The sequence below is a fragment of the Nitrosospira multiformis genome (assembly GCF_900110185.1).
Lineage (GTDB): Bacteria > Pseudomonadota > Gammaproteobacteria > Burkholderiales > Nitrosomonadaceae > Nitrosospira > Nitrosospira multiformis_A.
The window spans coordinates 203180-227065 of record NZ_FOCT01000005.1; the positions used below are offsets into that span (position 1 = coordinate 203180).

Annotated in this window: 21 protein-coding genes and 2 tRNA genes; 14 read left to right on the forward strand and 9 right to left on the reverse strand. The window is 52.6% G+C overall.

Annotated elements, in window-relative coordinates; all coding sequences use genetic code 11:
- Nucleotides 1–135 precede the first annotated feature (135 nt).
- Nucleotides 136–1317: a chorismate synthase gene (gene aroC / locus BMY01_RS07735; RefSeq protein WP_074745883.1), complete on the forward strand. Its 1182-nt coding sequence runs from the start codon at nt 136–138 to the stop codon at nt 1315–1317.
- Nucleotides 1318–1412: 95 nt separating this feature from the next.
- Here aroC and BMY01_RS07740 read toward each other — a convergent pair whose 3' ends face one another.
- From BMY01_RS07740 to BMY01_RS07760, 5 genes are all read right to left on the reverse strand, one after another.
- The gene (locus tag BMY01_RS07740) at nt 1413–4340 is read right to left on the reverse strand and encodes a bifunctional diguanylate cyclase/phosphodiesterase (protein ID WP_081353833.1); all 2928 of its coding nucleotides are present in this window, start codon (nt 4338–4340) and stop codon (nt 1413–1415) included.
- 2 nt (nt 4341–4342) lie between these two features.
- Nucleotides 4343–5590 (reverse strand): porin family protein, encoded by a 1248-nt coding sequence (locus BMY01_RS07745; protein ID WP_074745886.1) that lies wholly within the window; start codon nt 5588–5590, stop codon nt 4343–4345.
- Nucleotides 5571–6020 (reverse strand): substrate-binding domain-containing protein, encoded by a 450-nt coding sequence (locus BMY01_RS07750; protein WP_139176795.1) that lies wholly within the window; start codon nt 6018–6020, stop codon nt 5571–5573. Before BMY01_RS07750 ends, BMY01_RS07745 begins: the two co-directional genes overlap by 20 nt.
- A 156-nt stretch (nt 6021–6176) precedes the next feature.
- Nucleotides 6177–6962, reverse strand: a complete 786-nt coding sequence (locus BMY01_RS07755) for a PEP-CTERM/exosortase system-associated acyltransferase (RefSeq protein ID WP_074745888.1) — start codon at nt 6960–6962, stop codon at nt 6177–6179.
- A 667-nt stretch (nt 6963–7629) separates the two neighbouring features.
- Nucleotides 7630–7716 (reverse strand) — tRNA-Leu (locus BMY01_RS07760).
- Between the two features lie 56 nt (nt 7717–7772).
- On the opposite strand from BMY01_RS07760, the gene rnr reads away from it, so the two are divergent.
- The 7 genes from rnr to dnaB all read left to right on the forward strand — a co-directional run bounded on the left by rnr (nt 7773) and on the right by dnaB (nt 13951).
- Complete coding sequence (gene rnr, locus BMY01_RS07765; protein ID WP_074745890.1) at nt 7773–9980, forward strand: ribonuclease R; 2208 nt, start codon at nt 7773–7775, stop codon at nt 9978–9980.
- A 59-nt stretch (nt 9981–10039) separates the two neighbouring features.
- Complete coding sequence (rlmB, locus tag BMY01_RS07770) at nt 10040–10789, forward strand: 23S rRNA (guanosine(2251)-2'-O)-methyltransferase RlmB (protein WP_074745893.1); 750 nt, start codon at nt 10040–10042, stop codon at nt 10787–10789.
- Between the two features lie 192 nt (nt 10790–10981).
- Complete coding sequence (rpsF, locus tag BMY01_RS07775) at nt 10982–11359, forward strand: 30S ribosomal protein S6 (protein ID WP_074745895.1); 378 nt, start codon at nt 10982–10984, stop codon at nt 11357–11359.
- Between the two features lie 12 nt (nt 11360–11371).
- Nucleotides 11372–11668, forward strand: coding sequence for a primosomal replication protein N (gene priB / locus BMY01_RS07780; protein ID WP_074745897.1), 297 nt, complete (start codon nt 11372–11374; stop codon nt 11666–11668).
- 31 nt (nt 11669–11699) lie between these two features.
- On the forward strand, nt 11700–11984 hold the full coding sequence (rpsR, locus tag BMY01_RS07785; protein WP_011381264.1) for a 30S ribosomal protein S18: 285 nt from the start codon (nt 11700–11702) through the stop codon (nt 11982–11984).
- A gap of 11 nt (nt 11985–11995) precedes the next feature.
- The gene (rplI, locus tag BMY01_RS07790; protein WP_074745899.1) at nt 11996–12451 is read left to right on the forward strand and encodes a 50S ribosomal protein L9; all 456 of its coding nucleotides are present in this window, start codon (nt 11996–11998) and stop codon (nt 12449–12451) included.
- 111 nt (nt 12452–12562) lie between these two features.
- Nucleotides 12563–13951, forward strand: a complete 1389-nt coding sequence (dnaB, locus tag BMY01_RS07795) for a replicative DNA helicase (protein WP_074745901.1) — start codon at nt 12563–12565, stop codon at nt 13949–13951.
- Nucleotides 13952–14098: 147 nt separating this feature from the next.
- Here dnaB and BMY01_RS07800 read toward each other — a convergent pair whose 3' ends face one another.
- The 3 genes from BMY01_RS07800 to queD form a co-directional block, all read right to left on the reverse strand.
- Nucleotides 14099–15550, reverse strand: coding sequence for a PhoH family protein (locus BMY01_RS07800; protein ID WP_074745903.1), 1452 nt, complete (start codon nt 15548–15550; stop codon nt 14099–14101).
- Nucleotides 15540–16016 (reverse strand): peroxiredoxin, encoded by a 477-nt coding sequence (locus BMY01_RS07805; protein ID WP_074745905.1) that lies wholly within the window; start codon nt 16014–16016, stop codon nt 15540–15542. The genes BMY01_RS07800 and BMY01_RS07805 overlap by 11 nt, the downstream gene beginning before the upstream one ends.
- A 185-nt stretch (nt 16017–16201) precedes the next feature.
- Nucleotides 16202–16651 (reverse strand): 6-carboxytetrahydropterin synthase QueD, encoded by a 450-nt coding sequence (gene queD, locus BMY01_RS07810; protein ID WP_074745907.1) that lies wholly within the window; start codon nt 16649–16651, stop codon nt 16202–16204.
- Nucleotides 16652–16724: 73 nt separating this feature from the next.
- Between queD and BMY01_RS07815 the strand changes: the two genes are divergently transcribed.
- Nucleotides 16725–17528 carry a radical SAM protein gene (locus tag BMY01_RS07815; RefSeq protein WP_074745910.1) on the forward strand — a complete coding sequence of 268 codons (804 nt, stop codon included), beginning with the start codon at nt 16725–16727 and terminating at the stop codon, nt 17526–17528.
- Nucleotides 17529–17599: 71 nt separating this feature from the next.
- Here the strand turns inward: BMY01_RS07815 and BMY01_RS07820 are convergent, their stop codons facing one another.
- On the reverse strand, nt 17600–17887 hold the full coding sequence (locus BMY01_RS07820) for a helix-turn-helix domain-containing protein (RefSeq protein ID WP_011381257.1): 288 nt from the start codon (nt 17885–17887) through the stop codon (nt 17600–17602).
- Nucleotides 17888–18260: 373 nt separating this feature from the next.
- Here BMY01_RS07820 and BMY01_RS07825 point away from each other — a divergent pair, with 373 nt between their 5' ends.
- From BMY01_RS07825 to galK, 5 genes are all read left to right on the forward strand, one after another.
- Nucleotides 18261–19490, forward strand: a complete 1230-nt coding sequence (locus tag BMY01_RS07825) for an aspartate kinase (protein ID WP_074745912.1) — start codon at nt 18261–18263, stop codon at nt 19488–19490.
- A 78-nt stretch (nt 19491–19568) separates the two neighbouring features.
- Nucleotides 19569–19661 (forward strand) — tRNA-Ser (locus BMY01_RS07830).
- A gap of 175 nt (nt 19662–19836) precedes the next feature.
- Nucleotides 19837–21618: a glycoside hydrolase family 2 protein gene (locus BMY01_RS07835; RefSeq protein WP_217638628.1), complete on the forward strand. Its 1782-nt coding sequence runs from the start codon at nt 19837–19839 to the stop codon at nt 21616–21618.
- Entirely contained in the window at nt 21619–22701 is a 1083-nt protein-coding gene (galT, locus tag BMY01_RS07840) for a galactose-1-phosphate uridylyltransferase (protein ID WP_074745916.1), read from the forward strand. It begins immediately after the preceding gene.
- A 70-nt stretch (nt 22702–22771) separates the two neighbouring features.
- Nucleotides 22772–23875, forward strand: coding sequence for a galactokinase (gene galK / locus BMY01_RS07845; protein ID WP_074745918.1), 1104 nt, complete (start codon nt 22772–22774; stop codon nt 23873–23875).
- Nucleotides 23876–23886 lie beyond the last annotated feature (11 nt).

The following is a 23886-nucleotide window of genomic DNA, read 5'->3' on the forward strand; positions in this document are numbered from 1 at the left end:
TTCCCTTTATTCTTCTTTCTGGATTGCTGGTCGATCCTCGGATATGAGTGGAACAGGAATGAAAGGCGTACCGGAGGACGGTAAGGCTATGGGGATATGTTAAACTTCGAGCCTTGATTTGGCTAGAAAAGTGAAATGTCCGGCAATACTTTTGGCAAACTGTTTTGCGTGACATCTTTCGGGGAATCCCATGGCCCTGCCATAGGGTGCGTAGTGGATGGTTGTCCCCCGGGAATGGAGCTGTCCGCTGAGGATATCCAGCAGGATCTGGATCGGCGCAAGCCCGGTACTTCCCGTCACGTGACCCAGCGACGCGAGTCCGATACGGTGGAAATCCTGTCGGGCGTGTTCGAGGGCAAGACTACGGGAACGCCGATCGCACTGTTGATTCGCAACGAAGATCAACGCAGCAAGGACTACAGCAAAATCATGGACACTTTCCGCCCCGGGCACGCGGACTATGTTTATTGGCAAAAATATGGCATACGCGATTACCGGGGAGGAGGACGTTCGTCCGCGCGCGAAACTGCCGTACGGGTGGCGGCAGCGGCCATAGCAAAAAAATGGCTCCGTGCAAGATATGGAGTGGTAATACGAGGTCACATGGCGCAACTGGGACCTGTCGAGATTCCATTCAAGCAATGGGAAGCGGTGGGTGAGAATCCTTTTTTTTCGGCTGACCCGGACATCGTGCCAAGCCTGGAAGAATTCATGGACAAGCTGCGGAAATCGGGCGACTCGGTGGGCGCCAAGATTCGTGTGGTTGCCGAAGGTGTGCCCGTGGGGTGGGGCGAACCTGTATATGACCGCCTGGATGCCGAAATCGCCTATGCCATGATGAGCATCAATGCCGTCAAAGGCGTCGAAATCGGAGCCGGATTTGCTGCTGTGAGTCAGAAGGGAACCGAGCACTCCGACGAAATCAGTCCCGAGGGTTTTCTCAGCAATAATGCAGGAGGCATATTGGGCGGGATTTCCACCGGTCAGGATATCGTAGTGAATATCGCTGTCAAGCCTACTTCAAGCATACGTCTGCCGCGCCGCTCAGTAGACAAGATGGGCAACCCGGCAATAGTGGAAACTCACGGCAGGCATGATCCCTGTGTCGGTATCCGGGCTACGCCCATCGCGGAAGCAATGCTCGCACTGGTATTGATGGACCATGCGCTGCGCCACAGGGCACAAAACGCAGATGTTGCGTGCACAACTCCAAAAATTCCCGGCGAGATTGACCCTAGGGAAGGCCAGGAAGAAGACCCATCAGATAGCAATCCAAAAGTGGAGTTTGCGGACGATCCCGAGCCGGACGAAGCGTGAAAGACGAGTCTGCTCGCAAAAGATGGCGATGGCGGGTTCGAGATCAAGACCTGCTCTCTTCAACACATTCCCGACATACCAGAGCATGGCTTCCGTCACATCTTCACGAAATTGCTGAACGATGTGTCATAAGCGGGAGAAGGTGTTCCAATTAAAAATCCCTGAGCATAGTCGATCTGCATTTTCTCAAGGATTGAAAAAGTCGCTGCATTTTCCACGAACTCCGCTGTTGTCTTCTTTCCGAATCCCCTTGCCACATCGCACAAAGCCTGCACCAGTATTTGGTCATCGGGGCTGTCTGCCAGATTTCGTATGAATGAGCCATCGATCTTTACAACGTCGATCGGCAGTTGCCGGATGTAATAGAAGGAGGAGAAACCGACTCCGAAATCATCCAGCGTGAAACTGCAGCCCAGCTTTTTAATCATCTCCATGAGTTCCCGCGCCGCGGGCAAATCCTCGAGCGCTGCTGTCTCGGTTATTTCAAACATGAAATTCGATGGATCCGCGCCATACTCGGCAAATGCACCTTTCAGTATCGGCAGCAGTTCCGGATCGTGAAATGCGTGCGCCGACAAGTTTATGGAAAAACGGATGCACTGACCGGCGCGCTGTATTTCAGCTGATTGCGCAATCGATTTACGTAAAACCATGTGGTCGATGGCATGAATAAGACCTGTCTGTTCTGCTGCGGGGATGAAAAACTGGGGCGCAAGAATGGTTCCATCATTGTCGATCATGCGGAGCAGCACCTCGTAATGATCGATGGTTCTGCGTCGAACATGCATGATAGGCTGGAAATAGAATAGGAAACGTTCGTGTGAAAGGGCATACTCAATCTTCTCCTTCCAATAGACGAGTGTATGCATCCGTTCACGTGTTTTCTCTTCATCAGAAAACAAATGCCATCCTCCTCGTCCGGCTTCCTTTGCCTGATACATGGCGAGATCGGCTGCGGCCAGGAGATCGTGGACATTGCTACCATGCTCCGGAAAAAGTGCGATACCGACGCTGGCTGACGCTTTATGAGTGCGACCATTTATCGTAATCTTTCCCTGATTCAGGCTCGCAAGCGTATTTTTTGCCACTTCTATCGCCCCTTCGGCTGTGGTTTGGGGCAAAATCACTGCGAATTCATCGCCTCCCAGACGTCCGAGTATGTCGACGCTGCGAATATTGCCAAGCAGCAAACGCGCTACCATTTTAAGTAAGGCATCCCCCGCCTGATGCCCGCTGGTATCGTTGATATACTTGAACTGATCAAGGTCGAAAAAGAGCAAGGCTCCGGAATACCCGTAGCGCGCGGCGAGATTCAGCATCTGTTCCAGCTCTTCCTGAAAGCGGCGGCGATTGAAAAGGTCGGTGAGCGGATCGTGATCCGCCAGCCAGGCAAGACGCCCTTCAGCACGCTTGTGTTCCGTCATGTCGAGACCCACCGATAACATTGCGGGGTCATCCTCGTTGTGCCGGGTCAGGCGTGAATGCAGCCACAGAATATTACAAATGGAAGCATCCTTGCATACGATATTCGCTTCGTGCCGAAGCTGATCTCTTCGTTGGCACCGTACCTCTTCCAAGTGAACGGGAAGATCGTGCAGATTTCCATCGAGTGCCAGAAGATGGAGAAAAGGCGTTCCCTGCAGTTCTTTTTCAGTATACTGAATAAGCGTTTCACCATAGGCATTGAGTGTGAGAATCTCACCATCCGCCTTTTGCGTGATTACGATCACTTGCGCAATGTCCAGCAGATTGTTAATGAAATCCCTCTCCTTGCTTAGCTCGTCCATCTTGCTCGCCAGTATACGGGTCCTGTCCGCCACCTGATCCTCGAGCTTCTCCAGTTGATGTGACAGAGCCACCGCTGTTTCATCCAGCAGGTCAATTTCATCTTTCATCCATCGTTTCTGGCCGGCAGAGCGAAGCTCCAGGCGAAAATTCTTGAAACTGCTGCGGGCCAGAAGAGGGAGAGTAAAAACGATGTGCTTGAGCCGCGACAGCGGCTTGGTGAGAATGATGAACAACAGTATTTCAGAGAATATGAGCCCGACTAGGCCAATTATCATGTTTTGCTGTGTCGAGCTATGAATGGTACGGATCGTGGAGGTAATGTCAGTTACAACCATGAAGTGAGCACCGTCTTCCGACACAGCCATTCTCTCCAGAAACAGCGGCTTTATCTGCAGGTGTCTATCGCGCCACGAAACCAGGATGCCCTCCTCCAGACTCTCCAGGTCCGGATAACTCGCTGCAACTTCATCCAGAACAGTAATGTTCATTTCCCTGCTGTGTGCAGCAATCGTGACATTCCAGTTCGCAATTTTCACCTTGTTGCTTTCGGGCAAATCGCCTTTTTCGCTCACCAGCAATGCGATATCGGCGCCCGAGATATCCTTGAAACCCAGAATCACATCGACCAGGGGTGTCCCGATGACGATCACGCCCACGTTGTTACCTTCCACGAGCAGAGGCGCCACGGCAAATTGCATGCAGCTGGTGGGGCAGCTGAGGTGGCTCATCGGCTTTTCCTGGGCATTCACCTCATGCACCCAAGCTGACAGCAATACGTCGTGAGTATCAGGCTGGGGAGTCCCCCAACCTGCCAGTTGTTGATTTGAGCTATCGTAAAAACGCAGCAATTCGATACCCTTGTTGAGTTGCAAAGGCCCCCAATATGGATCAAATGCTTGAGTGACGTATTCTTTGTTACCTGAGAGCAGACTCTTATCCATTCCTTCCAGGAAAGGAATCAATCCGGCGAGTTGATGCAAATTTATCGAAACCTGGTCAATCAGTCCTTCAACTTCCTTGGCATAGCGCTGGTGCTGGGCATTTCTCCGGCTCTCGAAGTCATCCATCAGACTCAGATAGGTAATTCCCGTGAATGAAACCACGATGGCAATCAGTATAAGACTGCTCAGCAGCAGAACTTTCCACTTCAGCCCCAGAAATTTTTGGGGCTTTTCAGGTGCTATCGCTCCATTTTTCTGCATAGCCTGATTATGAAAATACTTATCCTGCAGCATGTCTAGAACCGGTAGGAGCCGAGGATGGAAAACAGATTCCAATGCGGCGACAGGTCTCCCGAATTGGGATTATCAAGAGTCGAAAGCCAGCCTGTTCCATTCACGCGGTGATACTCGGCGCGCAACATGAACTCAGGCGTGACGTTCCAACGCAGCCCTACGGTAATGTCTTTAGCAAACCGTCGATGCGGAGCGCCGCCTGTAGCCGCTGCCCATTTTTTTCCGCTGCGGTCATCGCTGTCCGTATACAGTACATCGTAACGAGCGAGCGCTTCCCATTCTGGCGTGATTCGATAGACTCCCTGAAGGTAATAGCTTTCGCCAAAGAAATCCTGATTGAGGGCCGCCACGCCAAAATTTTTATATTCAAAATGGCGGAGCGCGTATTCCGAAGTGAAACTCCAGCGTTCTGCGTTATATTGCGCGGAGAAAATGAGAGGTGTAAAGCGAATTGAGCCCGCGCCAAGCCGATCGCCGCTTGCGGGGTCATAATCTATGTTCAAATCCGTTCCGCTGAATGCAAAACGAAGTCGGCCCTCATCGAGTTCGTAGCTTATACGGCCAATATAGGAGATGTCTGGAGCAAGATGGCCTGCCCCCCCCCGGCCCAACAGCGCTACCTCTGCTTCAGCACCTCTGACTAATGGACGTACCGGTCCACCCTGGAAAGATAGGACACCGTGATCGAAACGGTATTCACCGTATAAATGTACCCCGTCCGCAGCAATTGCAACTTTGCGTACGCGATCAAAATAGATTGATTGAGGTAAAAGTATGCTGGGCCGTGTGAAGGGAACATCGCGGGTGTCATTATAAAAGCCGAGCGGATTCTTCATCCTGCCCAGGCGTATTCCTATCTTGCTGTTTTCTTCCGATAGAAACGCATAGTCAATGAATCCGTAATCGAGCCGGATGTTGCCCGGACTCCCCCTTCCCGCAGTGCGGGAAATCATCTGAGCCGAAAACTGGAGGTTGGGCTTGGGCCTCATGGAAGCATTCAGTCCCAGTTCCCTGAAGTCAAAACTTCCGCTATCGGAACTGCTTTTCCCGAAAACGTTATTGTTGTCCGTGCTCTTGAGCCAACCCTGGCTGGCAAAGCCGTGAATTTGCAGATTGTTTGGGAGGTTCTGAGGAATTGGCAGTTTTTGTGCGTAAGCAACATAACTCGAAAGGACGGCAGACACCACGACGAGCCGGATAACCTCTCGCATCAAACAGCGGCGAATGTGGTTACTTGACGTGTAGAACATTGACGCTGCCATCCATTCTGGATCGAGTTAAATAGCCAATTGCTCCGGGTGTGCTACCGACTTTTGCAAGCATTTCCTCTGGAGAAGCGACTGTTTCCGGCGCCTGTCCCGTACCCGAGAACACCAGCCGGTCCCATGCTGCCCGGAGTTGATATGGAAAAACATTCAGTTTTTCCTTGGAGAACGTAATGTGCAGAGGGGCCTCATCTGGAAGCACGAACACATGAATGGGACTGCCGTCCGACCATGTATGCAGGCGCATACCGAAGATGGCGCGCAAAGCGTTTTTGGAAAGGGTTTTTTCGCTGACGCCGGAGTTAGTCACGATTTCATAGGGCTCGACTGCCCACGTTTTACCCGCCACGAATAAAAGGCCGAGTAGCAGGCATATAGCCGAAATCAGATGACTGATTTTTATTTTAATTATCACAAGTTTTTTTATCTGCCCCGTAGACATTACCTTGCGTGCGTCACGGGGAGCGCTCAGGACAGCTTGAGTCGTTGGGAAGTTCGAATGAAAAATGGGGATATCACAATTCCGAGGAAGTCCCGCTTTATCGTGAGCGTGATTCGGGCGTCAACCGCTTTAAATATTGACAAGAGCAGAGGGATGAGGTGTCGAGGCAATCTCATCCCTCTGAGGCTTTGGGATGACCCTGCCGTAATCAGTAACCAGCTCCCAGATATCTTTATGTTTTTTATTCATCCTATCCAGCATGTGGGTGAGGTTGGAATAATAGGGGCCTCGTTGACCATAGTACTCGGTAAGCGGGCCAATGGAATCGTGCTGTAACCCGTAGAGGCTTAACAATCTGTTCAGCGCGGGATCCATGATCGAAATCCAGTGAGTAATGTCATGAGCAGCGGATGCCCGTATGAGCCCAACGGCAAGAGCCAGTATCGGGTGAGGGAAACGTCGCCGTATTTTTATTTCGCTTTCTTCAACAGCCACTCCTTCTTCACTTCTCTCATGGTCTTCCTTGCGACGACAAAGCGCTCGGACAATATGAAGGCGTGATATTTCCCCTATGTTCTGCCGGGAGATTTTACCGAGGTCGACAGGATCGGAATTGAGCGTCATGTATCGCTCAGTCGGAAACGGTTTTTCGGGGTCGAGCGGATCTGGTAGGATCAGGCGAGCTGTTCCAACAATGGCACCAGAAGGACAGTGACGCAGAAGTATATGAGATGAGTGGCGGTCATAATCATCGCTTTCCATTTTCTCTGGATAGCGCGATGCTGGAAAACCTGGAGCACGTTGTTCGACACATAACACCTGATAGCGAACCCGGAATGCGTCACGCAACAATTCCGGGGTATCGACATCGATAACTTCGAAATATTCGTTAAAGGCGGCCACGATGTCGTTCATCTGGATGAGCTCAAGTGACTGTAATTCAAGTCGGAAGAATTTAAAATTGCCTCCGGAGGGGGTAATTCAAGCGGCGTACGAGCAGGTATTCTCGTCGGAATATCCTTGTTTTCCTGGTCCAATCCCGTTGTTTTCGCCTTATTGGATCTCTTGCCAGAGTTCGTAACCAACGATAACAGGCAGCTGGAATATATTTACTAATCATGATAGAGACACAAGCTGGATTTTCTTGAACACAAGTCTTTAACGGCGAGAATCGGATTCACTTTACCAACCAGCTTACCCCATCAGCTTATCAAGCATGCTTTCCTGCCCCTTCCGATGGCGGATGAACACATCGCCTTCTGGATTCGCCAAAGCGTAGTCCATGCGCAGCAAGACAACCTATTGCGGTAGTCGGAGCCGCAGTTTCTTTTGGGACACGAGCACGTTATGAGACAACAGATCCCGGGGCGTGAATAGCTGTAAAATTTTACAGCTAGCTATTCCTTGGAATCTTCCGGCTAAAATCACCGCAGAGCCTGAGTGTAACGAAAGGAAAAAATAGATAGCAGGGGTAATTCCGGGAGTGTGCTGCGCTGTCCTGCTATACTGAGAAAAGCAGCACTCCTTGTGCCTTTTGGGCCGGTACAGTTAGTACAGGTGGAATCAGCGGAAATGTTTTGATTGGTGCCCAGAAGAGGACTCGAACCTCCACAGTGTTGCCACCGCTAGGACCTGAACCTAGTGCGTCTACCAATTCCGCCATCTGGGCAATGAGCGAATCTGTCCAACGATGGGACAGAGGCGCAATTCTATAGGAAATCAGCTTTGACAATCAAGAAGAAACAAAAGCTCCGCAAGCTTGACCCTTATCTTGAACGGGAAAAAGAGCGTTATGGGCATGCGCTGCCCAGCCGGGAATTCATACTCCGGATACTCGAAGAGCAAGGCGTTCCGGTACCCGAGGAAGCATTGCAGAACCTGCTCGGAATCACCGAAGAAGAAGACGAAATCTTCAGTCGCCGTCTTTCTGCCATGTTGCGCGAAGGCCAGATCATGCGCAATCGGAAGGGCGATATCTGCATGGTGGAGAAGCTCGATCTCATCAAAGGCAAGATTCAGGGTCACCCGGATGGATTTGGTTTCCTGGTGCCTGAGGACGGCAGTCCTGATCTGTTTCTGAGTGCGAAGGAAATGCATAAGGCGATGCATGGTGATCGCGTAATGGTGCGTGAAATCGGGGTTGACCGACGAGGCCGCCGGGAAGGGACTATCGTAGAGGTGCTGGAACGTGCGGTGACGCAGCTAGTGGGACGATTGCATGCGGATTATGGAATTCTCTACGTGGAGGCGGAGAACAGACGTATCAGCCAGGATATTCTGGTACCCAAGGAAGAATCGATGAATGCAAAACCGGGCCAGGTCGTTATGGTGGAGATCCTCCAGCAGCCAAGCAAACATGCGCAGCCGATCGGTCGCATCAAGGAGATTCTGGGCGAGTACACGGCCCCCGGAATGGAGATTGAAATTGCGCTTCGCAAACACGACTTGCCTTACCGGTTCCCACAGGACGTAGAAAAGCTTTCAGAACGTCTTCCATCCAAGGTGTTAAAAAAAGACTTGGTCAAGAGGGAAGACGTGCGTCATCTCCCGTTGGTGACAATAGATGGCGAAACCGCGCGGGATTTCGACGACGCCGTATATTGCGAACGTGATGGAAAGGATTACAAGCTTTATGTCGCCATCGCCGACGTCAGCCATTATGTAAAGCCGGGCGACGCTCTCGATCAGGAGGCATATAATCGTGGGAATTCTGTCTATTTTCCACGACGCGTCATCCCCATGCTGCCGGAAGCGCTATCGAATGGGCTCTGTTCTCTCAACCCGGAGGTAGATCGTTTATCTATGGTGTGTGAAATAAGTCTGGATTTTGCAGGCGACTTCAAAGGCTATCGTTTTTATCCCGCAGTCATGTTTTCTCACGCCCGGCTTACCTATACAAAAGTGGCGGCCATGCTGGAGAATCCCAAGGGAGAGGAAGCGAAGCAATATAAGGATCTCTTGCCGCACATCCAGTTGCTCTACAAATTATTCAAGGTATTGCTGAAAGCGCGAAACCTGCGTGGAGCGATTGATTTTGAAACGATCGAAACGCGCATGATCTTCAACGATGAGGGCAAAATCGAGCGCATCCTGCCGATACAACGCAACGACGCGCATCGCATCATCGAAGAATGCATGCTCGCCGCTAATGTATGTGCCTCCGATTTTCTACAGAAACACAAGCAGGCGACTCTCTATCGCGTCCACGAAGGTCCGACACCGGAAAAACTGGCCGCTCTGCGTGATTTTCTCAAGGAATTCGGTGTTCAGTTAGGTGGAGGGGATAACCCCAAGGCGAAAGATTATGCTCGTACGTTATCTACAATAAAGGATAGGCCCGATGCGCAGCTGTTGCAGACCGTGATGCTTCGATCCTTGCGCCAGGCAGTGTACAGTCCGGACAACGTCGGCCATTTCGGCCTGGCATATGAATCCTATACGCACTTTACATCCCCCATCAGGCGTTATCCGGATCTGCTGGTACATCGGGCCATCAAGGCTGTCCTGAGCAAAGCAGCATATTCTCCCGGCAACTGGTACGAACTGGGCGAGCATTGTTCACAGACGGAGCGCCGGGCAGACGAGGCTACGCGCGATGTCGAAACGTGGCTCAAGTGCTATTACATGCAGGACAGAATCGGAGAATACTTTGAGGGAGTTGTCAGTGGTGTCGCCGGTTTTGGTCTTTTTGTGGCTCTGGACGGAATTTATGTCGAGGGACTCGTGCATGTTTCAGAGCTGCCCAGCGATTATTTCCATTTTGACGCAGTCAGGCACATGTTGCTGGGGGAGCGCACGGGGAAGCGCTATCGACTGGGTGATCGGCTCAGAGTCAGGCTGGTTCGAGTCGATCTGGAATCCAGCAAGATAGATTTTGTGCTCGCCGAAAACGCCCCGAATGCGGGGAAAATAAAAACCGGGGCAGCGAGTTGATTTCCGGGGTGAGTGTCCGCCTCCCGTTTATCATTTTTTGCAATTACTCATTACTATAGATGTCAGGCTCGCGTTTTATATTCGGTTTCCATGCGATTACCAGCCGGCTGCGCCAGAATGCGGCCAGCGTCCGGGAGATTTTCCTCGATGCGGAGCGAAGAGATCAACGTGCCCGCGATCTGGCGACGTTGGCGGAAACCCAGGGCATACGGTTGATTGCATGCGACAATGCGAGGCTCATGGCTTTGGCGGGCAGTGCCCGGCACCAGGGCGTAGTCGCGCGTATCGACTCCGCCCGTGCGTATGTGGATATCGACGATGTGCTCGATACCCTCACTGAGCCCGCGCTGCTTCTGGTGCTGGATGGTATTCAGGATCCTCATAACCTCGGTGCCTGCCTGCGTGTTGCAGATGCTTTTGGTGTTCATGCTGTGATTGCGCCGAAAGACCGCGCTGTGGGCCTCACCGCTGCAGTGCACAAGGTGGCAAGCGGGGCGGCAGATAACGTTCCCTATATTTCCGTGACGAATCTCACTCGCACCCTGCGCGGGTTGAAGCAGCGGGGGGTAACGATTCTGGGAACGGCTGCCGATGCCGATACTCAGCTTGGCGTCCTCGAGCTTGATGGACCCATCGCATGGGTACTGGGTTCGGAAGAGAAAGGAATGCGGCGGCTGACGCGGGAAAACTGCGATCAGCTGGTTTCGATTCCCATGCTGGGCAGTGTGGAAAGCCTCAACGTTTCCGTGAGCGCGGGCATTTGCCTGTTTGAAACGTACCGCCAGAGATATGCCCCCAGGGCCGGTTAACACTTGTTTCGCGCCCTGCCCCCACGCTTTTCATCGCAGCACGCGGACCGCGAAACAAGTGTTAACTGCCCTCCTATAACCCCGATTAAAATTGATATTTTCCAGCGGGTTGAGTATAGTACCGGCCTCTTGAAACATTCGACCTTGCCTCACCGTGCCCGCATCGGGAGGCTTTACCCATAAGGAGACTGCATGCGACATTACGAAATTATATTCATTGTTCATCCCGATCAAAGCGAGCAGGTATCCGCAATGATCGAGCGGTATCGCAGCATCGTAACCGCCAGAAACGGGCAGGTGCATCGCCTGGAAGATTGGGGACGGCGCCAGCTCGCGTACCTGATCCAGAAGGTTCACAAGGCACATTATGTACTCATGAACATTGAATGTGATCAGGAAGCGCTGGACGAGCTGGAGCACGCATTCAAATTCAATGACGCCATATTGCGCCACCTTACCATCAAAATGGATGGGGCGATTACCGCACCGTCACCCATGATGCGCGAAGAGAAGGCCAAATCCGCTCCGCAGCCCGCAGAGGAAGCCAAGGAAACGACGCTTGCAACCTAGGCTGCCAAGTCATTGGATTGCAATCGGACTGAAATTTGCGGAACGGTTACGGAAATCGGTAGCTTGCGTTATAGCCCGGCCGGAGTGGCAGTAGTCGAACTCAAGATCAGACATGTTTCCCGCCAGGTCGAGGCAGGAAAGCCAAGGCAGGTGGAGTGTGAAGTTTCTGCCGTAGCCTTGGCGCAGATGGCCGAGATTGTTGCAGGCCTGACTCCAGGGGCGACAGTAAAGCTTGCCGGGTTTCTTGCAAGAAAAAGCCGCATGAGTTTGCAGTTGGCGCTGCATGTAAACCGGATCGATCCCATCTAAATGGATCTTTATTTACAGACAGGAAAAAATTATGGCTCGTTTTATTTCTAAACGTAAGGATGGCAAGGACAAGGATAAGGACAAAAAAGCCAACCGCCCTTTATTCAAACGCAGGAAATTCTGCCGTTTTACTGCGGAAGGCATCAAAACAGTCGATTACAAGGACATCGAATTATTGAAGGATTTCATCAACGAGAACGGCAAGATCATTCCGGCGCGCATAACGGGGACGAAGTCCAGGTATCAGCGTCAACTGAGTACTGCCGTGGAGCGCGCCCGCTTTCTGGCATTGCTTCCTTATACTGATTTGCACTGAGGAGAGTTGATATGCAGATCATACTGATGGAGAAAGTTGTCAACCTGGGTCAACTGGGCGATGTTGTAAAAGTTAAAAACGGTTACGCACGGAATTTCCTTATCCCGCAGGGCAAGGCAAAGCGCGCCACCCAGGCGGCCGTTGCCGAGTTCGAGGCAAAGCGTGCAGAACTGGAGAAAACCCAGGCGGATATCCTGGCAGCGGCACAGGCTCGTGCTGCCAAGCTGGAAGGATTAATGCTGCAGGTCACTCAAAAGGCAGGTGTGGACGGTAAGCTGTTCGGTTCAGTTACCAATGCGGATATCGAGGATGCGCTAAAGGCCCAGGGTTTTGAAGTTGAAAGATCCATGATACGCATGCCTCAGGGCTCATTGAAGCAGGTGGGTGATCACCCGGTAACGGTCGTGCTGCATACCGATGTGGCTGCGCATATCGTCGTATCTGTTCTGGGTGAATCGGTCTCCTGAAAGGGTTCTGTTTTTTCATTTTCAAAAGGGGCTGGCAACAGCCCTTTTTGATTTCTGGCTCATTGCAACCAGTGTTAAAATCCAGACATGCCTGTAACGTCACGTAACTCCATGCCTCAATTTGTAACGGCAGCTTCAAACGAGCAATTACTCGAATCATACAAATTGCCACCGCACTCGGTTGAAGCAGAGCAATCGGTACTGGGCGGATTGATGCTGGACAATCACGCATGGGATAAGGTAGCGGACGTGATCACGGAAGATGACTTCTACCGGCAGGATCACAAGCTCATCTACCGCCATATCTGCAAACTGGTCGAGCATAGCAAACCGGCCGATGTCATCACAGTAGCGGAATCACTTGAAATATCCGCGGAATTGCAGGGGGTCGGTGGGCTCGCTTACGTAGGGATCCTCGTACAGAACACGCCTTCGGCTGCGAATATCCGCCGCTATGCGGAAATCGTGCGCGAACGAGCAATCATGCGCAAGCTTGCCCAGGTGGGGACCGACATCACGGATTCGGCATACAACCCTGCTGGGCGTTCAGCCGCCACGCTGCTGGATGAAGCCGAGGCCAGGGTTTTTGAAATTGCCGAGGCGGGTGCGCGGGGCAAGCAGGGTTTTATCGATATCCAGCCGCTGCTGAAGGAGGTCGTGGAGCGTATAGAGACGCTCTACAACCAGGATAATCAAAGTGATGTGACCGGAATCGCAACCGGCTTCCATGATTTGGATGAAAAGACTTCGGGCTTTCAGCCTGGCGATCTTGTTATTGTTGCAGGCCGGCCATCGATGGGCAAGACCGCCTTTTCGCTCAATATTGCCGAGCATGTTGCACTCACGCTCCAAAAACCGGTAGCGGTATTCAGCATGGAAATGGGAGGCGCGCAACTGGCGATGCGTATGCTGGGCTCCGTCGGAAAGCTGGATCAGCACAAGGTGCGCACCGGCCGCCTGCTGGACGAGGATTGGTCCCGTCTGACGCATGCACTTGGTAAGCTGAACGACGCTCCGCTTTTTATTGACGAAAGTGCCGCTTTGAATGCCTTGGAACTAAGGGCGCGCGCGCGCCGACTGCATCGCCAGCATGGGGAACTGGGCTTGATCGTGGTGGATTATCTCCAGTTGATGTCAGCCGCCAGCCAGGGCGAGAACCGCGCCACGGAGATTTCCGAAATATCCCGCTCCCTCAAGGCACTGGCAAAAGAACTGCATGTGCCCGTTGTCGCGTTATCCCAGTTGAATCGAAGCCTCGAGCAGCGTCCGAACAAGCGTCCGGTCATGTCCGATCTGCGCGAGTCCGGCGCGATCGAACAGGATGCCGATCTGATTCTTTTCATCTACCGGGACGAAGTCTATAACCCGGAGACACCGGACAAGGGAATCGCTGAAATCATTATAGGAAAGCAGCGGAATGGACCGATCGGCAAGGTCGATCTGACTTTTCTGGGCGAATATACCCGATTCGAAAGCTACGCCAGATCAGGTCATTACTAAGACTACAGTCGAACTATCTTTCGCTATTGTCCGGGTAAACTTTTGGAAGTGTAGATCAGGGCTCTGCCCGACGACCAAGACTTATCCGGCTAGCTCGACCTACCGCCAAGAGCGGAGAAGGTGCGCGGGTCTTGGCAGGGATAGCGCTTACAGTATCTCTGCAGCATAATCCGCCAGCCTGGAACGCTCGCCGCGTTGCAACGTGACATGGCCGCTGTGATTCCATCCCTTGAACCGGTCCACCACGTAGGTCAGCCCTGAGCTTCCCTCCGACAAATAGGGCGTATCTATCTGCGCGATGTTACCCAGGCACACGACCTTTGTGGCAGGGCCGGCACGGGTAATAAGGGTTTTCATCTGCTTAGGTGTCAGGTTCTGCGCTTCGTCGATTATCAGAAACTTGTTGATGAAAGTGCGCCCCCGCATGAAGTTGAGCGATTTTATCTTGATCCGGGAGCGAATCAAATCGAGTGTCGCTGCTCGTCCCCATTCTCCGGCGCTGCTATCTGTCTTGTTGAGCACGTCCAGATTGTCTTCCAGTGCGCCCATCCAGGGAGTCATCTTTTCTTCCTCGGTTCCGGGCAGAAATCCGATATCCTCCCCCACCGGCACTGTCACGCGCGTCATGATGATTTCAGAATACACCTTGTGCTCCAGTGTCTGCATCAGACCTGCTGCCAGCGTAAGCAACGTCTTGCCGGTACCTGCCTGTCCCAGCAGGGTGACAAAATCTACTTCCGGGTTCATCAGCAGATTGAACGCGAAATTCTGCTCGCGATTCCGCGCCGTGATGCCCCACACATTGTTCTTTTGATGAGTATAATCTTTCAGCGTCTGCAGAACGGCTGTTCTTCCGCTAGTCTCCTTGACCTGCGCGTAAAACGGTTTGTCATGCTCCAGATAAACGAATTGATTGATTACAAAGCCCCCGGCAAGGGGACCCGTCACACGATAAAATGTCTGCCCCGACTGCTGCCAGGATTCCATATCCTTGCCGTGTTCATCCCAGAAATCCTCTGGCAGTTCCTGGATGCCTGAAAAGAGGACATCGGTGTCTTCCAGAACCTTGTCATTGAAATAATCCTCGGCCGCCAGCCCCAAGGCCCGCGCCTTGATGCGCATGTTGATGTCTTTGGAAACCAGTGTGACAACGCGGTTCTGGTGGGTATCGTGCAAAAACTTGACTGCTCCGATAATCTGGTTGTCCGCGCTGCCGCTTGCCAGATATACCGGCAGAACGTTCGTGATCGCCTGCGTCTGGAGGAACAGCCTGCCGGTTGCATTCTTGGTGCCATGCGACTGTAAAGAAATGCCTTCGTCAATATCGGTTATCGCGCTGCTGACGATTTCATCGAGAAAACGGCTTGTTTGACGTGCATTGCGGGCAACCTCCGACATCCCTTTCTTGTTGTTGTCGAGTTCCTCAAGGGTTGTCATCGTGATATAGATGTCATGCTCCTGAAAGCGGAACAAGCTGATGGGATCATGCATCAGCACGTTGCTGTCGAGCACGAACAGCTTGGGCATCAGACGGGTGACTGGAGCGATGGAAGCAGATGACTTGGAAGCCGTGGAAGAACCAGACTTTCTAGGACTCATGATTCTCGCTGGGCAGGGTTTTCACAAACTCCAGGACCTCCTGGACATGTCCCGTCACTTTGACACTTCGCCATTCGCGCCGAAGTATCCCTTTCGTATCGACCACGAATGTGCTCCGGTCGATGCCGCGGACCTGCTTACCGTACATGTTTTTCATCTTCATCACATCGAACAGGTTGCAAACCGTCTCGTCCGTGTCGCTCAGCAACTCGAACGGAAAATTCATTTTTGCCTTGAATTTCTCGTGAGACTTGAGGTTGTCCCGTGAAATACCCACTATGTCGCAATCGGCGTCGGTAAATTCGGTGTAAGCATCCCGGAATTCCTGGCCCTCGGTGGTGCATCCCGGCGTATCGTCCTTTGGATAGAAATAGATGACCAGGTTTTTTTCACGGGCTGCGGATAAACGAAATGTCTTATTACTGGTCGAAGGAAGTTCAAAATCGGGAACGGGTTGATTCAGCATTTCAATCCTCAGTGGTTACTCGCGATGTCATGTTAGCAAAAAAAGCATGTGCGGTTGCAACGAAGAGAAGATTCCTCACCTTCAAAACAGATAGTCTCGATCCTCTTGATTTCATGAATGCCTGTTCCGGTTACTGCCATGTTGTGATCGATCATCAAACAGGGGATATGGGATGAGATGGACAATCAAAGTTGCCCTCGCACCGCATCCGCCCAGCAGTTGGGAGTTTCGAACAGGCGCACTTGCTCCAGCCTGAGATGATTGCCATAGCGATCCTGATATGCTTCATCGAGTATGTGGAAAGCGGTCAGAGCCAGATTTTCCGCCGTGGGTGGCGTATGCAGCACCACGGTTTTATGGTCTTCGAGGGATTGGAGGAATTCCAGCAACTTGTGGTCTTCCGCATATGCAAGGAACGCATGGTCCCATTTATCCACCAGCACTTCTTTCGCAATGCGTTTGACCTCCGAATAATCCATGACCATGCCTTGCTCGGAGATGCCGGGCTCAGTAATAATTTCGCCTGACAGGGTGATTTCTATGGCGTAACGATGGCCGTGCAGATGCCGGCACTGGCTCTTGTGGGAAGGTATACGGTGGCCGGCGTCGAATTCCAGCCTGCGTGTAATTAACATTATCGGGATTGTAGCATTGCAGCAAATTTCCAAACGATTGGATGTAGCAGATCATAGCCGCGATATAACCGGGATGACCTATGTTTATCCGGTTATTTCGCGCCGTGCCGGGGGTGTGTCGATCGGAATCAATCTTAATCCGAACAATGCATGTAACTGGCGTTGCATCTACTGCCAGGTACCGAATCTCTCGCGAGGCACTGCTCCCGCGATTGACCTGGCAAAACTCGAAGCCGAGTTGCGGGCTTTGTTGCACGGAATCGTATATGGCGATTTCATGCAAAGACAGGTACCTGCTGAGGCAAGACGTCTCCATGATATCGCTTTATCCGGCAATGGCGAGTCGACCAGCGCCAGGGAATTCGAGCAAGTCATCGAACTGCTCGGACGGGTAAAAAATGATTTCGATCTGCCCGAAGCGCTTAAGCTGGTATTGATCACAAATGGCAGTCTGATAGATCGCGACAGTGTCCAGCGCGGGTTGAGCCGGATGGCCACGCTCAGTGGCGAAGTATGGTTCAAACTGGACAGCGTCACCCGCGAGGGAAGGCAGCTGATCAATAACACACGCATGAGCTTAAAAAAAATGCGCAGGAATCTGCAACTGTCTGCATCCCTGTGCCCTACATGGTTGCAGACCTGCGTATTTCAAATCGACGGGATGCCACCTTCCAGAAATGAATCTGAAGCGTATTTGAGATTTATCGAGGAATTCCTGAGCGAGGGGGGAGTACTCGAAGGCGTGCTTCTGTATGGTCTTGCGCGTCCATCCTTGCAGCCGGAAGCATCTCGGCTCACGAAGATCAGGCAGGAGTGGATGGAGGCATTTTCGGAACAAATAAGACGCCGGGGACTCGCTGTAAAGCTGAATCCATAGCTTGAATTTTTCTCCTTCCTGATTCTCCGATGAAAGCTTGAGCAGTGATCCGGACAGGCTTCGATATTGTCCTACTGCTTGGCCTTGGAGGCTTTCTTCAGACTCTTGTACAGCTCAGGATCCTTGCTTTTCAGTAAGGCTGCAACTGCCAGATCGTCTTTCTTGATCTTGGAAAGATCGATGTGCTCGATATGCACCAGCCGTACCAGTTCCCTTACCGGTCTGGGCATATTTCGTCCACTCTCATAACGGGAGCCGCCGCTTTGGGTGACACCGACCTTGCTCCAGAAATCATGCTGATTGAGACCCAGTTTGCGTCGAATTTCACGAGGATTGGATATTTCTTCGAAGAGTTTCATGGGGGCATCTCGACAGGTTATGTAGTTAGAATAGACGCGCTTTTATGTTATAGGAGTATTGCACATACATAAATTTAATTTGTTTTTTTATTCTATGCAAGTATTAAGAAACCCCTGAATCAATCAGGTTTTCCCCGAATGGAGCGACTCCAGGCCCTGAATTTGACCTACGTCAATATCCTGGGGTTTTTCCGTTTATCATTTTGCATATCGCGGAACCTGAAAAAAGCTTCTGCAAAGGTTCTCGGGTTTTCTTTCCGGTAATAAGGTAAAATTCGAACACAATATCCATGCCAGGACTTTAAACCCCTAAATTGATCCGACATGTGGCATTTCGGCCACGGCTTTGCCATTCTCAGTTAAGCAGGTTATCGTGACATTTATCGTTCAAAAATACGGCGGCACATCGGTGGGCAGCACGGAGCGCATCAAGAATGTCGCCCGCCGGGTGGCGAGATTCCAGGCTCGCGGCGATCGGGTGGTGGTCGTGGTATCCGCCATGAGCGGAGAGACAAATCGTCTTATTGCGCTGGCGAGGGAATTCCAGGCTCATCCGGACCCCCGCGAGCTGGATGTCATGGTTTCCACCGGGGAGCAGGTTTCTGTCGCTCTGCTGTCAATGGCGCTGATGGATCTGGGCATCAAGGCGAAAAGCTACACCGGCCCCCAGGTGCGCATTCACACCGATAGCGCCTATACCAAGGCGCGCATACTCAAAATCGATGAGGACAGGATACGCGCCGACCTCGATGCGGGATATGTGGTGGCAGTAGCGGGCTTTCAGGGAGTGGACGAGGCAGGCAGTATCACCACATTGGGCCGAGGCGGTTCGGACACTACGGCTGTTGCCCTCGCGGCAGCGCTCAAGGCGGATGAATGCCAGATCTACACGGATGTAGACGGGGTTTACACGACCGACCCCCGAATTGTGCCCGAAGCGCGCAAACTCAAGACTGTTACCTTTGAAGAAATGCTTGAAATGGCAAGCCTCGGTTCCAAGGTGCTGCAGATCCGCGCGGTGGAGTTCGCGGGTAAATACAAAGTTAAATTGCGGGTGCTCTCCAGTTTCGAGGAAGAAGGAGAAGGTACCCTCATCACTTTCGAGGAAGAAAAAAACATGGAGCGGGCGATTATTTCAGGCATCGCATTCAATCGTGACGAAGCCAAGATTACGGTGCTGGGTGTGCCGGACCGTCCCGGTATCGCCTATCAGATTCTCGGTCCCGTGGCGGATGCGAATATCGATGTGGACATGATCATCCAGAATGTCGGCCACGATGACATGACCGATTTTTCATTTACCGTGAATCGCAATGAATTTGCGAGAACGATGGATATCCTGAAAAATCAGGTGCAGCCTCACATCGGCGCCCGGGGAGTGATCGGAGGCGACAGAATCGCGAAAGTCTCGGTAGTGGGTGTCGGCATGCGTTCGCATGTGGGCATTGCCAGCAGAATGTTCCGTACGCTGGCGGAAGAAGGCATCAATATTCAGATGATCTCCACCTCCGAAATCAAGATTTCCGTAGTCGTGGATGAAAAATACATGGAGTTGGCGGTACGTGTCTTGCACAAGGTATTCGAACTCGATCAGATATCATGATATTCCGCTTACCGCGTTCCTTTCATAACCTTTGTTTGACCCAGGAGTTCTAAACCGCTATCCTAGTGCGGCTTTGTTGGAGAGATGGCCGAGTGGTCGAAGGCGCTCCCCTGCTAAGGGAGTATAGGCTCAAAAAGCTTATCGAGGGTTCGAATCCCTCTCTCTCCGCCACCTACCAGATTAAAGCAGTCGCTGTTTGTCAACCGGGGCTAAGTAGCTAACCAAGCCGGTTGCTATCTACTATATTTATCTAATAGTCCCAAGTTTATCGCAGATATCAGTCATACTTGAGTAGCCGCTCGTCCCAATGATGAGCAAGCATGCAGCGCTTTAGGAGGAGAATGCATTGAAGTTCGCGCACCCTCGACCGCAGATGCAGCGCTCCAACTGGACCCCGCTCAATGGAGTCTGGCGCTTTCGCTACGATGATGCGCGTACTTTCACACATCCATCCCAGATCGAGTCCTGGCCGATGGAAATCATCGTGCCGTTTCCACCCGAATCTGAGGCAAGTGGAATCGGTGACCGCAGTTTTCATTCACTCTGCTGGTATGAGCGCGATTTTGATTTCGAGCCCTCCTCGGAGCGGGTAATCCTGCATTTCGGTGCCGTAGACTATTCCGCAAAGGTATGGGTCAACGATCGTTTTGCCGCCAGCCACGAAGGGGGGCATACCCCATTCTGGGGCGACATCACCCCTCTGCTCGATCCGTCCGGAAAACAGAAGGTGACGGTACAGGTGGAGGACGATCCGCACGAACTGGCCAAGCCGCGTGGAAAGCAGGACTGGCAGCTCGAATCTCATGCCATCTGGTATCCCCGTACCACCGGCATCTGGCAGACCGTCTGGATCGAGCGGGTATCCAAAAATTACATTGAAAAGATTCGGTGGACGCCCCAGGTCGAGATATATGCGATAGGCTTCGAAGCGCGCGTGATAGGAGAAGAGGCCGACGAACTGGCAGTAGACGTATGTTTGCGCCATGGGGATCAGTTGCTCGCGCATGACCGCTATCGGGTAGTCGAACGGGAAGTAGACCGCGTCATCATATTGTCTGACCCTGGAATTGATGATTTTCGTAATGAGTTGCTATGGAGCCCGGAACGTCCCACATTGATCGATGCAGTGGTACGGTTGATGCGGGGCGAGGAGGTGTTGGACGAGTTCGTCTCATACACTGCAATGCGTTCCGTCAACATCTTGCGCGATCGCTTTATGCTAAATGGACGCCCCTATACGCTGAGACTCGTGCTTGACCAGGGCTACTGGCCGGAGACACTGCTAGCCGCGCCGAGTGATGACGCGCTCCGCCGCGATGTGGAACTTGCAAAGGCGATGGGCTTCAACGGAGTGCGCAAACATCAAAAGATAGAGGACCCGCGCTATCTCTATTGGGCGGATAAGCTTGGGCTGATGGTATGGGAAGAAATGCCTTCCGCATATCGTTTCACTCGCAGCGCCATCAAGAGGACGGTGCGGGAATGGACTGAAGCTATCGAGCGGGATTACAGTCATCCCTGCGTCATTGTATGGGTAACTTTCAATGAATCCTGGGGAGTACCCGAACTTACCGCGGTGGGTAAACAGCGGCACGCGGTCGAAGCGCTGTATCACTTGACGAAAACGCTAGATGCAACGCGCCCGGTAATCGGTAACGATGGATGGGAAAGCAGCGCTACGGATATCATCGGTATTCACGATTATGACGCCAACGTTGAACACCTGCGTCAGCGTTATGGCGCCGAAATAAAGCCTGAACAGTTGTTCGACCGTCGGCGTCCGGGCGGGCGAATTCTAACCCTTGATGGCTACCCGCACAGGGGCCAGCCGATCATGTTAAGCGAGTTCGGCGGGATTGCTTTCGCCAAGTGCCCGCAACCGGGCGTCGAGCATACCTGGGGCTATACTGTTGCCCACACCGAAGAGGAATTTGCACGTATGTATACTGAGTTGATGCATACAGTGATTCACACGGCTCTCTTCAGCGGCTTTTGCTATACTCAGTTTGCCGATACCTTTCAGGAAGCGAACGGGCTGCTGTGCGCGGATCGTACTCCCAAGATTCCCATTGAACAAATCGCGCGTGTCACGCGCATCTCACCCACCTACATACCTGGGGGTGTTTAGGTGTATTCGCTTGAGCTCACCAAACCGGATGGCCGCCGGCTGACCCTGTATTCCCGTGAGGCTATTAATCCTGATATCGTTGCGCCCAGCCCCTTCGCGGAGCCGCTGAACGCGCACCCTCACCTGCGATGGCACCCGTTACGCGGAGAGTGGGTAACGTATGCAGCGTATCGGCAGGGGCGGACATTTTTGCCACCACCTGAATATAATCCGCTCGGCATAACAACTGATCCCGCTCATCCCACCGAGGTACCTGCCGGTGATTGGGATGTGGCTGTCTTCGACAACCGTTTCCCGTCCCTGGGGCCAATAGGAGAGCCTCCCTTGCTTATCGTGCCAAGCGCGCCGGCTGTAGGGCATTGCGAGGTAGTAGTTTTCACGAAAGATGCCAAAGCTTCGCTTGGTGCCTTGCCGCTCGCTCATATCGAATTATTGATGGAAGTATGGGCAGACCGTACCGCTGTGATGGCGCAGCGGGGAGATATAGCTTACGTATTGCCATTCGAGAACCGGGGTGCAGAGGTTGGTGTAACACTGCACCATCCACATGGTCAAATTTACGCCTACCCCCTTGTGCCGCCTGTACCTAGCCGCATGCAGCAGGAGGCGCAACGCTACCATGAAGCGAAAGGCAGTGGAGTGCTACAGGATCTCATTACCGGGGAGCGGGAGGCGGGTGTGCGCATGCTTTATGAGGGTGAACACGCCGTTGCCTTCGTCCCGGTATGCGCGCGTTATCCATATGAGGTCTGGGTCGCACCAACGGAACCGGTTGAAAGTTTTATCCACCTCACGCCAGATCAACGGTTAGACCTGGCGCGAGCATTGAAGACGGTTCTGCTCAAATATGAAGGCCTCTGGCAGAGGCCTTTTCCTTATCTGATGGCGTGGTACCAGGCCCCGATCGATGGAAAAACTCATCCTGAATCGCACCTGCACGCAGAATTCTATCCCCCCTATCGCACCCGTGATCGGCTCAAATATCTTGCAGGTACAGAAATCGCAGCAGGCTTCTTTGCGATGGACGCGTTGCCTGAGGAAAAAGCGCGCGAGCTTCAGCAGGTAGAGGTTACTGTCGAATGAATATATTTCGCCGTTCTCCCGACAATCGATCTGGAATTTTCTTTGAGGCTCGAAATCGGCGAGACAAGCAATGCAGCTCAGATTTTACGGAGGCGGGGTGAGCAGTTTCGAGGCTGTATTTGGAAATTCGCCTGAGGTTGTGGCACGTGCGCCGGGCCGCGTTAACCTGCTGGGAGAGCATACCGACTACAACGAAGGTTATGTACTGCCGATTGCGATCGAGCAGCAAACGAGCGTCAGCGTGAGTGTGAGTCATAGCAACAGCGAGCAGTACGCATTGTATTCGGAAACGCTCGATGACATCGTTTACTTTACTCTCGGCAAATCTCCAACTGAGCACTTCGCGACCTACGTATATGGATGTTTGATGGAAGCTCGTGCGGTTGGGGTGAAGGTGCCGGTGCTGGATATCTACATTCAATCAGATGTGCCGATGGGAGCCGGCCTGTCCTCCAGCGCAGCACTTGAGGTAGCTACATTGCGAGTCCTGCGTGTGCTGACCGGTTTTCCCCTGGATGATGTGCAAATCGCACAACTCGCTCAGCGCGCGGAAATCCAGTACGCAGGAGTGCGCTGTGGCATCATGGATCAGATGGCAGCTAGTCTTGCGGGAACCAGGGAGGCCTTGTTGCTGGACACCCTTACGCTTGAGCGACGGCTGGTTCCCTTACCGCCCGCTTCAGCTGTGCTGGTACTCGATTCGGGCGTTGCACGGACACTGGCCGGAAGCGGCTACAACCAGCGGCGTGCCGAGTGTGAGGAAGCGGCACGCCAACTTGGGGTGAGTACACTTCGTGACCTCCAGGATGTATCACTGGCCGATGCTTTGCCTGAGCCCCTGAGCCGACGAGTGCGCCATATCGTAAGCGAGAACGCGCGCGTACTGCGAGCGGCGGAATGCAACAACGCCGAGGAGTTCGGCATGCTGATGAACGCATCCCATGCCAGTTTGCGCGACGATTATGAGGTCTCGGTTTCTCAACTTGATCAATTGGTGACGCTGCTTCAGGCTCATCCTGATGTTTATGGAGCGCGCTTGACAGGAGCAGGCTTTGGGGGGGCGTGCGTCGCCTTATGCAAGCCAGGGTCATTGCAGCAGATTTCCGAAGCGGTGCTGCAAGATTATTCAAACGTGGGCTTGAAGGGAGGCGTCCTTGTGCCGCCACATTGGTGAATAGAACCGCT